Annotated in this window: 11 protein-coding genes and 1 tRNA gene; 5 read left to right on the top strand and 7 right to left on the bottom strand. The window is 50.2% G+C overall.

Features of this window, described 5'->3' with window-relative positions; genetic code table 11:
- Positions 1-532, bottom strand: a 532-nt coding sequence (locus ABWO75_RS11790; protein ID WP_353185775.1) for a complex I subunit 1/NuoH family protein, incomplete at its 3' end; no start/stop codon positions are given.
- A 309-nt stretch (positions 533-841) separates the two neighbouring features.
- Between ABWO75_RS11790 and ABWO75_RS11785 the strand changes: the two genes are divergently transcribed.
- On the top strand, positions 842-1,858 hold the full coding sequence (locus ABWO75_RS11785) for a metallophosphoesterase family protein (RefSeq protein WP_353185773.1): 1,017 nt from the start codon (positions 842-844) through the stop codon (positions 1,856-1,858).
- 126 nt (positions 1,859-1,984) lie between these two features.
- Here the strand turns inward: ABWO75_RS11785 and ABWO75_RS11780 are convergent, their stop codons facing one another.
- Positions 1,985-3,271, bottom strand: coding sequence for a citrate synthase (locus tag ABWO75_RS11780; RefSeq protein ID WP_353185771.1), 1,287 nt, complete (start codon positions 3,269-3,271; stop codon positions 1,985-1,987).
- A gap of 237 nt (positions 3,272-3,508) precedes the next feature.
- On the opposite strand from ABWO75_RS11780, the gene ABWO75_RS11775 reads away from it, so the two are divergent.
- Positions 3,509-3,874, top strand: coding sequence for a BlaI/MecI/CopY family transcriptional regulator (locus tag ABWO75_RS11775; protein ID WP_353185769.1), 366 nt, complete (start codon positions 3,509-3,511; stop codon positions 3,872-3,874).
- A gap of 2 nt (positions 3,875-3,876) precedes the next feature.
- The gene (locus tag ABWO75_RS11770) at positions 3,877-5,574 is read left to right on the top strand and encodes a M56 family metallopeptidase (RefSeq protein ID WP_353185767.1); all 1,698 of its coding nucleotides are present in this window, start codon (positions 3,877-3,879) and stop codon (positions 5,572-5,574) included.
- A gap of 21 nt (positions 5,575-5,595) precedes the next feature.
- On the opposite strand, the gene pth is transcribed toward ABWO75_RS11770, so the two are convergent.
- The 4 genes from pth to ABWO75_RS11750 form a co-directional block, all read right to left on the bottom strand.
- Positions 5,596-6,162, bottom strand: a complete 567-nt coding sequence (gene pth, locus ABWO75_RS11765) for an aminoacyl-tRNA hydrolase (RefSeq protein ID WP_257658008.1) — start codon at positions 6,160-6,162, stop codon at positions 5,596-5,598.
- 102 nt (positions 6,163-6,264) lie between these two features.
- Positions 6,265-6,849: a 50S ribosomal protein L25/general stress protein Ctc gene (locus ABWO75_RS11760; protein ID WP_353185765.1), complete on the bottom strand. Its 585-nt coding sequence runs from the start codon at positions 6,847-6,849 to the stop codon at positions 6,265-6,267.
- Between the two features lie 60 nt (positions 6,850-6,909).
- The gene (locus ABWO75_RS11755; RefSeq protein ID WP_257658010.1) at positions 6,910-7,854 is read right to left on the bottom strand and encodes a ribose-phosphate pyrophosphokinase; all 945 of its coding nucleotides are present in this window, start codon (positions 7,852-7,854) and stop codon (positions 6,910-6,912) included.
- A 112-nt stretch (positions 7,855-7,966) separates the two neighbouring features.
- Positions 7,967-8,037 (bottom strand) — tRNA-Gln (locus ABWO75_RS11750).
- A gap of 487 nt (positions 8,038-8,524) precedes the next feature.
- On the opposite strand from ABWO75_RS11750, the gene ABWO75_RS11745 reads away from it, so the two are divergent.
- On the top strand, positions 8,525-11,545 hold the full coding sequence (locus ABWO75_RS11745) for a glycosyltransferase family 117 protein (RefSeq protein WP_353185763.1): 3,021 nt from the start codon (positions 8,525-8,527) through the stop codon (positions 11,543-11,545).
- A gap of 59 nt (positions 11,546-11,604) precedes the next feature.
- Complete coding sequence (locus ABWO75_RS11740; protein ID WP_353185761.1) at positions 11,605-12,297, top strand: helix-turn-helix transcriptional regulator; 693 nt, start codon at positions 11,605-11,607, stop codon at positions 12,295-12,297.
- Positions 12,298-12,407: 110 nt separating this feature from the next.
- Here ABWO75_RS11740 and ABWO75_RS11735 read toward each other — a convergent pair.
- Positions 12,408-12,681: hypothetical protein (locus tag ABWO75_RS11735; protein WP_353185759.1), on the bottom strand; the 274-nt coding region annotated here is incomplete at its 5' end.

The following is a 12,681-nucleotide window of genomic DNA, read 5'->3' as shown; positions in this document are numbered from 1 at the left end:
TCCCCTGGTTGGCTACCATTTCCTGCATGTTGAGTGTCTGGGCAATCATTACAGCTGCAATCAGTGCGAGGCCGGCGGGGATTTCATACGATACGATCTGCGCCACCGCCCGGAGTGATCCCAGTAGTGAAAACTTATTATTGGAGCCCCATCCGGCCATCAGAATACCAATGGCATCAACCGAAACGACGGCCAGCACATAAAACAAGCCGATATTCAGTGCTGCAGGAACCCATCCCGGTGCCCAGGGCATTGCAATAAACCCAAAGAACACCGCCATGAAAATGATCACCGGAGCGGCGATAAACAGTACCTTATCAGCCGCTGCAGGTGTGATAAATTCCTTTTGGATCAATTTGAGAATATCCGCAAGGGTCTGCAGGCTGCCATACCTGCCCGTTTCCATCGGGCCCAGGCGGTCCTGGACAAAGCCGGCAATTTTACGTTCCGCATATACGGCCGCTAACGCAAACAATGCGATAAACCCAAATAGGGCTAAGCCGATAACGATATATGTGATGTAAAAAGCCAATTTATTTTACATGCGAATAATTCGTGCAAACATAAGGATTTGAACGGATAATATATAGTAGATTGATAGATTATTTTGAATCATTCTAAAACGGTGTGAACATGTTATTTAGGTAGAAAATGCCGCATTAATTTCCAATTCCACCGGATGAATCCTAATTTAGATGCTTTCTGCCGGGCGGCGAAAAGATGAGCCTGCGTGCCCGGCCGTTTTTGGGACGGCTTGGCAAGCGAAGTATAGGGATTCCGGATCACCGGGTATTTAGCCTTCCATAGCAGGTAAAAAACAACATTATATTAGAAAATCCATATGAGATTCAAATTTGTGCCATTACTGCTATGCTGGCTCTTTACGGCCAGCGCATTTACAGCAGAACCCAGCTACAGGCAGTCGGATGATCGATTACCCCTTAGGCAGCATAGTCAGGATAAGCCATTAAAAATCATGGTAATAAGTGATTTGAACGATAGCTATGGTTCCACAACATACAGCAATGAAGTAGCTGCTGTAATCAACAAAGTGAAGGTAATTAAGCCCGACATTATATTGTGCGGTGGCGATATGGTAGCCGGTCAAAAGGCGTCCCTGACGGAAGCGCAGTTAACGGCCATGTGGGAAGGCTTTGACCTAGCCGTGCTGAAGCCGATTGACAGCCTGAAGATTCCCTTCGGATTCACGGTAGGGAACCACGACGCATCACCAAGCTACCAGAAAGATAGGGCTGCGGCAAGCCAATTCTGGAATCAGCACATCGAAGCCACCAACCTCACCTTTGTCGACCGCACCCATTATCCCTTTTATTTCAGTTACAAGCAAAACAATGTTTTTTTTATCAGCTGGGATGCATCTTCGGAGACCATCACGCCTGAAATGCTTGACTGGATGGAAGGCCAGCTGAAAAGCGGGACTGCAAAGCAATCAAGATTACGCATCCTGCTCGGACACTTGCCCCTTTACGCGATAGTAGCCGACAAAAACAAACCGGGTGAAGTTATCGCGGAAGCCGATCGAACGCTCGACTTTTTTAAGGAAAATGGAGTGGATATCTATATCAGCGGGCATCAGCATGCCTACTTTCCTGCACGTAAAAACGGCGTGGTTTTATTTAACTCCGGTTGCCTGGGCGGCGGTCCGCGCCCGATATTGGGGCACGATGAAGGGCCCACGAAAGCGTATGCGATTATTGACATACCGGCAACATCCGCCGCACGGTTTGAGTTTAATGCGTTTGTCCCCGGAACAGATTCATTGATCAACCTGCAAGACCTACCGGAATCGGTACTCGGATTCAATGGCCTGATTAACCGGATCGATATAACCGATTAATGGAACTGCAGCGGGCTTAGTCGCCCGCCGGCACACCGCCACGGCAAACCGAACCACTATAAACAACGCAGCCGGCCCATTTTGAGCCGGCTGTATATTTTTATGCCGTTAACTGGTTAGCTTCAACTAACGCTTTTCAAGCGATACATAGTCACGGATTACGCTGCCGGTGTACACCTGCCTCGGGCGGCCGATAGGCTCCTTGTTCGCCCGCATTTCCTTCCACTGTGCAATCCATCCCGGCAGGCGGCCCAAGGCGAACAGCACCGTGAACATATCGGTTGGGAAGCCCAGCGCCCGGTAAATGATTCCGGAGTAAAAATCCACATTCGGATAGAGCTTGCGGTCAACAAAATACTGGTCCTTCAATGCTGCTTCTTCCAGTTCCTTGGCAATATCCAGTACCGGATCGTTGATGCCGAGGCGTTCAAGTACATCATCACACGCCTTTTTGATGATTTTGGCCCGTGGATCAAAGTTTTTGTATACGCGGTGCCCGAATCCCATCAGGCGGAACGGATCGTTTTTATCTTTTGCCTTGGCCAGCCATTTGGCACTGTCGCCACCGTCGTTCTTGATGTTCTCCAGCATTTCGATGACCGCCTGATTGGCCCCGCCGTGCAGCGGGCCCCAAAGGGCAGAGATACCGGCAGATATGGAGGCGTACAGATTGGCATTGGAAGAACCCACGATACGTACCGTTGAGGTAGAGCAGTTTTGCTCGTGATCGGCATGCAGGATCAGCAGCTTGTGCATGGCACTTACCACTTCCGGCTCAATTTCCACATCTTCCGTAATCTGGCCAAAGGTCATGTTCAGGAAATTATGCACGAAATTCAGTCCGTTGCGCGGATACATCACCGGATGTCCGAGCGACTTTTTATAGATCCATGACACAATTGTCGGCATTTTAGCCAGCAGCTTAACGATTGTCAGGTCTTCTTCTTCTTCTGTAGGGTTCGGGTCGAGTGATTCCGGATAAAAAGCCGATAGCGCGCCAACCAGGCAGGAAAGCTGGCCCATCGGGTGTGATTTCGACGGAAACCCGTCAAAAAATTTCTTCATATCCTCATGGATCAGCGTATGCCGGTCAATTTTCCTGCGGAATTCCTCCAGGACGGCTGCCGATGGCAATTCACCGTAGATCAGCAGGTAAGCCACTTCAAGAAATGTTGATTGCTCCGCCAGCTGTTCAATGGGATAACCGCGGTAACGCAAAATACCTTTTTCACCATCCAAAAAAGTGACTGCGCTTTTTGTCGCGCCGGTATTCTTAAACCCGGGATCCAATGTAATTGCTCCTGTCTGATCCCGTAATTTTGAAATGTCGATAGCCTTTTCATTTTCCGTTCCTGTGATCACAGGAAACTCATGTGTCTTACCGTCAATAGATATTGAAGCTGTCTCTGTCATAATTTTTTTTGGATGAGATGCAAATGTAATGAAATTGCACTAATAAAAAAGTTAACGACGTAATATTATTGCCATTTTTTGTAACTAAATAGCGATTTAAACGGTTCTCTTTAAATTTTCACAGCACTGCACCCTGCTTCCACGCGATTGGCGCAAAATAGGTGTGCCTGAAAAAAAGTTGCTCACTTTTTTGGATGTTACGATTTTTTCGTATATTTACGACAATAACGTAATATTATGGAAAAGCTAACTGTACAGGAAGAAGAAGCGATGCAGCTGATCTGGCGCTGCAACGGTGGTTTTGTCAAGGAGCTGCTTGATGAAATGCCCGACGGAAAAGTGCCTTACACTACATTGGCGTCAACCATTAAAAACCTGCAGCGCAAAGGCTACGTAAAGGCGGTGAGGTACGCCAATGCGTACCGTTATGAGCCACTGTTGACGGAGGAGATCTACAAGAAAATGTTTATGAGCGGATTCGTGAGCGATTATTTCAGGAATTCTTATAAGGAGCTGGTGAGCTTTTTTGCCCGGGATAAAAAAATCAGTACCGAAGAGCTAAAGGAAATCATCAACATGATTGATCAGGAAAAAAGCAAATAGCCATGCCCGATTTCGTTATTCATCTGCTCAAAGCTAACCTTTCGTTGGTATTCTTTTACCTGGGGTACCGGCTGTTGCTCCGCAGGCTCACGTTTTATCGCCTCAATCGGTTTTACCTGCTGTTTGGGTTGCTGTTTTCTGCTGCATACCCATTGGTGGATATCAGCGGCTGGCTGGTAGCCCGGCAGGATACAGCTCCAAAGGTAATTTATCTTATCTCCGATTGGCAGCAAATGCCGGTCAGGGCCTTCAATTGGTGGCCGCTCCTTACCGCGCTATTCTGGCTGGGTGTTATTTACTTTGGCTGGCGACTGCTTGTCCGTCTCGTCAGCCTGCGGAAGCTCCACATCGCTTCAGAACCTGCGGTCTGGCGGCTGTTTCGTTATCGGCAGGTATTTCATCCGGTGGCACCGTTTACATTCTGGCGGAACATTTACCTGAACATACACCAGCACGACGAGCCCGAACTGGCCGAGATTTTCAGTCACGAGCGGATTCACGCAAAAGAGCTGCATACCCTGGATGTATTGCTGGCCGAGCTGTGCCGTACCGTTTGCTGGTTCAATCCCGGTGCATGGCTCATCCGGCGCGCCATTCATGAAAACCTCGAATACATCACCGACAGTAACGTACTGCGGCAGGGGGTGGATAAAAAGACCTACCAGTACCACCTGTTAAAGGTGAGCCAATATACCGGCGACCAGCCGGAAATTGCCAATCATTTTAATTTTAAAAGCCTAAAAAGGAGAATTGCCATGATGAACAGAAAACGATCATCCGCATTGCAGCTTGGGAATTACATTTTTGCGCTGCCGGTCATTGCGGTGCTTGTACTGGTGTTTAGCGTTTCGCGGGCATATCAGCGGGAACCTGCAGTTGAGGAGATCGGAAACCGGAATCCCGTATTACCCGGTCCGGTGGCGTCACCGCGGTCCGATACGATCCACATTCGGGTCGATCAGAAGGATGCGATGGAGACCCGCCATCAGTCTGATGAAAACAATCCGGTTCCATCAGCTGCCCTTGAACCGTCGGAAACTGCCGGCATAAGCCATCCCGGCAGGGGTGGTAGCGGACCGGTTAGGGCAATTTTTTTTAATAAAGCCGATTCTGCCCGCACACCGCTTGTTATTGTGGATGGTATGCCTGTGAAGGATACCGACTCCCTCCGGAAAATGGCGGCTGACAACATCGCCAGCATCAGTGTTTGGAAAGATGAGCGGCTGGCCACTTCGTTGTATGGTAAGGCGGCAGAAAACGGATTGATTGTTATTAAAATGAAACCCGATACGGCAGCCATTGACATAACCGTCAGGGGAAACCGATTGGACACGGTGACCAACAACGCAGATACTGACCGGCTATCGACGGCGCTCCGTGGTTATCAATCAGCTCTTCGTGGGTATCAGTCGGCACTCCGTAGTTATCAGCGGGCTGTCGATGATCAGAAAGAAAGTTCTGTCGTACGCGAGGTTCCGGACTTAGGTGCCTCAACCGTAATCAACCGTCTATCGTTATCACAGCGGCCCGATTTCAACGGCGCACTGATCATCATCGATGGCAAGGAAAGCACAGCTGCCGCATTCAGATCGCTCTCAACCGATAAAATCACTTCCATTAACGTATTAAAGGGCAATGCGGCTAAGGAAGCGTATGGCGATAGGGGGGCAAACGGCGTAATTGAAGTGGCTATTCAGTAGTAAACGGTGTAGTCAGCCGATTTACGTATTAAATACATTCATCGTCCGTTCCAAACCAATGTCGATAAAGCTGTTTGCGGCCTGTACAGAACGCTCGATCAGGGCCGGCAGCTCCAGCAATTCATCGGTGTCAAATCCGCTCAGCACATAATCCACCTGCCGTCCTTTCGGAAAATGATCGCCGATGCCAAACCGCAGGCGTGGATATCCCTGGCCGCCACACATGGCCTCGATGCTCTTTAACCCGTTATGCCCTGCGCTGCTGCCCTTGGCCCGCAGCCGGATCTTGCCGAAGGGGAGGGCCAGCTCGTCAACGATTACCAGCACATGCTCAAGGGGGATTTTCAATTCATGCATCCAGTAATTCACCGCCTTGCCACTCAGGTTCATGTAGGTCGTTGGTTTGATTACATACACCCCGTGCCCGCGCTGGCGGTATTCGGTATAGTAGGCATGCCGCAGCGTGGAAAACGTAACTTTCGCCTGCCGCGCCAGCTCATCGGCGACCATAAATCCAATGTTGTGGCGGGTATCCGCATATTCAGGGCCAATATTACCCAGCCCTACGATTAAATATTTTGTTGCCATGGGATCGCAAACATACTGAATTTGATGCATCACGAAAAAAAAACACCGGCATTACGTGCCGGTGTTTTTGTATGGTGCAGCGGGGTATTTCCCCGGACTGGATTATTTTTTATCCTTGGCTGCTTCCTGCTCTGCCTGGCGCAATGCGCGCGACATGATTACCGATACGATGGTGTCGTCACCATTATTCAGTACTTTAGCATTTTCAAGCTGGATTTCTTCCACGCGTACGGACTTGCCCACCTCGAGTGCGCCAAGTGGAACCTCGATGTATTGCGGAAGGGCATTAGGCAATGCTTTTACGCGAAGATTGCGCAGTTTTTGTACCAGTTTACCCCCCATTTTCACGCCCGGTGATGTGCCGGTGAGTTTGATCGGGATGTTGACAGACACTTCCTTCTTGTCATTCAGCAAAAGAAAGTCAACGTGGCGAAGTTGATCAGTTAATGGGTGAAACTGTGTTTCCTGGATGATAGCCCGGTGTTTGTCACCGTCGATATCCAGGTCGATGAAATGAACATCCGGCGTATAGATGGCCGGCTTCAAATCAGCTGCGGATACGGCAAAGTGGTACTGTTTTTCGCCACCATAAAGCACCGCGGGTACTTTTCCCTGGTAGCGCAGCTCTTTCGCATCTCTTTTCCCTACGTTCTCCCTTAGAGAACCGCTAATAGCAATTGATTTCATTGTTATACGATATAAAATTAAATTGAGGCCGCAAAGGTATGAAAAAAGTTGGAGTTTAATTTAATCAACTTTAAACAAATCACTGATTGAGCCGTGTTCATTTACATTCTTTATGGCGTTGGCAAACAGCTCGGCGGTAGAAAGTACCTTGATTTTGCTGCTTTGCTGCTTCAACGGAATGGTATCCGTAACGATCAGTTCGGTCAATGCCGAATTTTCGATGGTTTCATAAGCCTTGCCCGATAATACCGGGTGTGTACAAACGGCCCGTACACTTGTGGCCCCGTTTTCCATAATCAGGGAAGCTGCTTTTGACAGTGTGCCGGCTGTGTCGCAGATGTCGTCGATCAATACAATGTCCTGGCCGGTTACATCACCGATAATCGACATGGATTCAATTTCATTGGCGCGTTTACGTTGCTTGTCGCAGATGACCACCTCGGCATTGAAATACTTGGCAAAAGTACGTGCACGATAAGAGCCACCCATGTCCGGCGAGGCGATGGTCAGGTTGGGCAGGTTCAGCGACTTGATGTGGGGTACGAAAATTACCGAAGCGTCCAGGTGGTCCACCGGGATATCAAAGAAACCCTGGATCTGTGCCGCATGGAGGTCCATCGTCATGATCCGGTGGGCGCCGGCAGCGGTAATCAGGTTAGCAATCATTTTCGCGCCGATCGCAACCCGGGGCTTGTCTTTCCGGTCCTGGCGTGCGAAACCGAAGTAAGGAACCACTGCGGTGATGTAATGCGCAGAAGCCCGTTTGGCCGCGTCAATCATCAATAATAACTCAAAGAGGCGTTCAGAGGGCTGGTTGGTCGACTGGATCAGGAATACGTCGCATCCGCGTATGGATTCGTTGTAAAAAGGCTGGATTTCTCCGTCGCTGAAACGGGATAAGGTCATTTCACCGAGTTTTTTTCCATAAGACTGCGCGATTTGCTCAGCCAGTTCCGTAGTACCTGAACCGGAGAAAAGTTTTACCTCATTGAATTGCAAAGGCATGGCAATAGTTGTTTTTTGTGGGTTAGCAGTGGGATTGGGATATTATTATTCCGATGTTAAAGTTACATTAAAAAATTACGGATTGCCAAACGGCAATCCGTAATTTTTTTTGTTGCCCGACCAGGATTCGAACCTAGACAAACAGAACCAAAATCTGTCGTACTACCATTATACTATCGGGCAATCCGGATCTGTTTTACCGCCCTTGCGAACGGGACTGCAAATATAGGGTGATGGAATAATTATTGCAAAAATATTTTTCTTTTTGCTGGAAAGCGCTGATACCCTCGTAGATTGCCTGTTGCAAAGCTAGCTAACATATCCCTCAAGTCCCGTTTTTTGGTGTCTGTACGGATTCATTACCGGGAATCCGTAGCTTGTGATGACCCAAGCGGCTATGCTTGCTATACAGCGCGCTTAATTTCTGGTGTAGCACAACGCACGGTTTACAAAGAGGCGACTGCAGTTTCCACAACCGGTATGCCCTACTCGCCAGGGACGGTAAACGGTATCGGTAATGACGGACAACGAAAACCTGCCGATTGGCCACTGGCCGGCCCGGGTGTGCTTATACCCGCCGAATGTGTTAAAATCCGAATAATATATTTGCATTACCATACTATTCCTTATTTTCGGGGCGTAATTTAATCAAGAACCATACGCGACATTTATGAGCTATACTCGGATTAACAACATTATCGGATGGGCATGCGGGCTGATCGCCACGCTCGTATACGTGCTGACGGTAGAGCGGACAACCAGCTTCTGGGATACGGGTGAGTTTATCGCCTCCGCCTATAAAATGCAAATCGTCCACCAGCCGGGTGCGCCGCTGTTCCTGATGTTGCAGAACGTATTTTCAAACCTGGCTTTCGGCAATCCCGAGCGGATTGCCTATTGGATGAACATTGGATCGGCCATCACCAGCGGCCTTACGATTGTCTTCCTCTTTTGGAGCATCACCGCCCTTGCGCGCAAAGCACTGTGGAAACCCGGGTCTGAACTCACGCAGGGCAGCCTGATCCAGATCATGGGCGCTGGTGCGGTGGGTGCACTGGCATATACATTTTCCGATACATTCTGGTTTTCAGCAGTAGAGTCGGAAGTGTATGCCATGTCGTCGTTGTGTACGGCGGTTGTATTTTGGGCCATTTTAAAATGGGAACGCCACGCCGATGAACCCGGTGCGGATAAGTGGCTGATTTTCATTGCTTATATTATGGGGCTTTCCATTGGTGTGCACTTGCTGAACCTGCTGGCTATTCCGGCAATTGCGGTAGTGATTTATTTCCGCCGCACAGCTAATGCCACCGGAAAGGGGGCCATCCGCGCGCTGCTCATCGGCTGTGTCGTACTCGGCTTGATCCTGTGGGGCATTATCCAGTACCTCATTAAGTTTGCCGCATATTTCGACCTGTTCTTCGTAAATACACTGGGACTGAGCTTCGGCTCCGGCGTCGTCGTATTTGCCGTATTGGTTGCCGGAGGGCTCGCCTATGGTATCTGGCATTCCATCCAGCGGGCCAAGCCACTGCTGAATGTGATCCTGCTGTCTGCTGCGTTTATTGTTTTCGGATACAGCTCTTTTACCATGATCCTCATCCGGGCGAAAGCCGACCCGACACTGAACAACAGTGATCCGGATAATGCTTTTTCATTTCTGGGTTACCTTAACCGCGAGCAGTACGGTGACGAGCCGAAATTCAAGGGCCCTTATTTTGATTCGCGCCCCATTGATATCTCCTATGGCAGTAATACCTATCGTAAGGGTGCCGAACGCTATGAAGTGGCTGGTCAGAGCTTTGATTACGTATACGACCGGGAAACCATCTTCCCCCGGATATACAGCACACGCGATGGCCATCCGCAGTATTACCGCAATTACCTGAACCTGGGCGAGAGTGAAAAGCCTTCATTTGGCGATAACCTCCGCTTTTTCTTCAATTACCAGGTAGGGCATATGTATGGACGTTATTTCCTGTGGAATTTTGCCGGACGGCAGAACGACCAGCAGGGACATGGCGATTTCACCACGGGCAACTGGATCAGCGGCATTAAGCCCATCGATCAGTGGCATGTCGGCGGTCAGGATGCACTGCCTGAATCGCTGAAGACCGATCCGTCCAATAATACATTTTACTTTTTGCCCCTGATTCTGGGACTAATCGGTGCGTTCTGGCATTTCAAGCACCGGCAGAAAGATGCGGGCATCGTAGGCCTGTTGTTTTTCTTTACCGGGCTGGCTATCGTGCTGTACCTGAACCAGAGCCCGCTGCAGCCCCGTGAACGGGATTATGCCTATGCCGGATCGTTCTATGCTTTCGCCATATGGATCGGCCTGGGAGTAGCGGGCATCAGCGGATGGCTCACAAAGAGACTAAATGCCCGCACAGCTGCTATTGCCGCCACGGCGGTCGCCCTGCTGGCCGGACCGGTGCTGCTGGCCAGGGACGGATGGGATGATCACGACCGGTCGCATAAATACCTTGCCCGCGACATCGCCAAGAACTACTTGGAATCCTGTGCCCCCAACGCCATCCTGTTTACCTACGGGGATAACGATACCTATCCGTTGTGGTATGTGCAGGAAGTAGAAAATGTACGTCCCGATGTGCGGGTAGTCAACCTGAGCTTGCTCAGTGCCGACTGGTATGTGCGCCAGATGAAGGCGAAAGTCAATGAGGCGGAGGCGCTGCCCATCACCATTCCGGATGAAAAATATGTAAAAGGCGTGCGTGATGTCATCTATTACCAAGACGCGAGTATACCGGGATACGTAGACGTGGCAAGCCTTGTGGCGCTGATGCTTTCGGACAACCCGAACGACAAAATCCAGCTTCAGAGCGGCGAACGCGAAAACTTCCTGCCCACGAAAAACCTGCAACTGACCGTCAATCGGGATGATATCATCAAAAATAACGTGGTGCCTGAGCGGTGGCAGGATAGCATCGTGGATACGATGCAGTGGACATATAACCGCAATTACGTATCGCGTGCGGAACTGGCCATGATGGACATCCTGGCCAACAACAACTGGAAACGGCCCATTTATTTTGCCACCACAGTACCGGCGGATAATTTCATGGGACTCGATAAATACCTGGTGTCTGAGGGGTTTGCGCTGCGGCTGATGCCCATTGAGGTAGCCGACAATACGGCGCAGCAGGGGCTGGTAAATGCCGAGGCACTGCATGACCACGTGCTGAATAAATACGTGTGGGGGAACATCGGGAATTCACCTTATATTGATCCGGAGTCGTATCGGATGATCAGCCTCATCCTGAACAATATCTACTCGGCACCGGCAGAAGTGCTTGTTGCCGAAGGCAAGCTCAACGAGGCAAAGGAACTGCTTAACAACGCCCTTGAACACATGCCCAAGCGCCTTTATCGCATCATGGACAGCTACGCCTATTCGTTCTTCGTGCGCAGTCTGTATGACGTCGGTGAAACCGAGAAAGCCAATGAGCTGGTGACACGCAACGTGGACTATCTCGAGGAGCAGCTTCGGTATTATGCGGCAATTGCCGAAACCAAACCCAACCTCGAAATGCAGAACATCCAGTACAGCATGTTCACGTTGAACAGGTTTGCGGAAACCACACAGGAACATGGGCAGGCCGACTTGAATGCGCGCATCATGAAAATTTTCGGGCAGTATGAAACCCGGTTTTTTGGAGGCGCGGGATAACCGGTCGCCAGAGCCCCTGGTTTTCCCGTGGGAAGGTGAAGAATCGCTAAGTTAAACTCATGAACCGAATCGACCGTTTATTCGGCATCCTGACACTCCTTCAGTCAAAGAAATATTTGACAGGAGAACGGATTGCCGAACGGTTCGGCATCAGTATCCGCACGGTGTACCGCGATATCCGGGCACTCAACGAGCAGGGGATACCTGTCGGGTTTGAGCCGAATAAGGGTTATTTTGTCGTGGACGGCTTTTTCCTACGGCCGGTATCCTTTAGCCTGGAGGAGGCCAATGCCCTCCTCCTGATGGAGAACCTGGTGACAGGCTTTGCCGATAAATCCATTCAGAAACATTATTCAAGTGCCCTCAGCAAGGTGAAGGCCGTTATGCGAGATTCGCAGAAGGAAAAGCTGGAATACCTGACCATCAGTACCGGATTCCAATTTCCCCAGCGGTTGCTCAACGAGGCCAATGAACACCTGGCCACGCTGCAGGAAGCGGTAACTGCCCGTACCATACTCGATATCCGCTACTGCAAGGCAGATGGCTCGGAAAGCAACCGCCGGGTAGAGCCGGTTGGACTTATTTTCTATGCCTTTAGCTGGCACCTGATTGGCTGGTGCCACCTCCGCGGAGATTACCGGGATTTTAAGGTGTCGCGCATGGTGCATGTGCAGAACAGCGGGATGCCCTTCACCAAAATCACCCATCCGCCGATTGCTGATTTTATGAGTCAGCTGCCGGTGGATTATTGATGTTAAAAAATGTTAAAACCTCATTAACAGCCAAATAAAACGCCATTATTGGTTACTTTAGCGTAGCAATTAAGATCGCCCACCAAGGCCGTTGTGGTGGAGCTTGCCGCTCAGGTAGGGTGGAAGCCACACCGGCCCGATAACCCTTCGGGAAGGGATGCAGGCCGTTCCGGGGCTTTTCCGTGACTGCTTCGGGGTTCCTTCGACCCTTGTTCGATATTCCTTCGGCAGACATTCGGGGCTCGCCGAAGAATGACCGAACAATACTCGAAGCCGGGTCGAAGCCCACTCGAAGCGGACTCGAACAGCAGTCGAAGCGGACCCGAAGCAGGGTCGAAGGAACCCCGAAGCGGTGTCGAAGCGGACTCGAACACATGCCGGACA

Origin of the sequence: Parapedobacter lycopersici, assembly GCF_040395035.1 — a bacterium.
Taxonomy (GTDB): domain Bacteria; phylum Bacteroidota; class Bacteroidia; order Sphingobacteriales; family Sphingobacteriaceae; genus Parapedobacter; species Parapedobacter lycopersici_A.
This window is presented reverse-complemented; position numbering and strand designations above follow the sequence as displayed.

Excerpts from the sequence above, each read along its gene's own strand:
- ABWO75_RS11785 (WP_353185773.1), top strand. The coding sequence starts at position 842 with ATGAGATTCAAATTTGTGCCATTACTGCTATGCTGGCTCTTTACGGCC.
- ABWO75_RS11780 (WP_353185771.1), bottom strand. The coding sequence starts at position 3,271 with ATGACAGAGACAGCTTCAATATCTATTGACGGTAAGACACATGAGTTT.
- ABWO75_RS11775 (WP_353185769.1), top strand. The coding sequence starts at position 3,509 with ATGGAAAAGCTAACTGTACAGGAAGAAGAAGCGATGCAGCTGATCTGG.
- ABWO75_RS11770 (WP_353185767.1), top strand. The coding sequence starts at position 3,877 with ATGCCCGATTTCGTTATTCATCTGCTCAAAGCTAACCTTTCGTTGGTA.
- pth (WP_257658008.1), bottom strand. The coding sequence starts at position 6,162 with ATGGCAACAAAATATTTAATCGTAGGGCTGGGTAATATTGGCCCTGAA.
- ABWO75_RS11760 (WP_353185765.1), bottom strand. The coding sequence starts at position 6,849 with ATGAAATCAATTGCTATTAGCGGTTCTCTAAGGGAGAACGTAGGGAAA.
- ABWO75_RS11755 (WP_257658010.1), bottom strand. The coding sequence starts at position 7,854 with ATGCCTTTGCAATTCAATGAGGTAAAACTTTTCTCCGGTTCAGGTACT.
- ABWO75_RS11745 (WP_353185763.1), top strand. The coding sequence starts at position 8,525 with ATGAGCTATACTCGGATTAACAACATTATCGGATGGGCATGCGGGCTG.
- ABWO75_RS11740 (WP_353185761.1), top strand. The coding sequence starts at position 11,605 with ATGAACCGAATCGACCGTTTATTCGGCATCCTGACACTCCTTCAGTCA.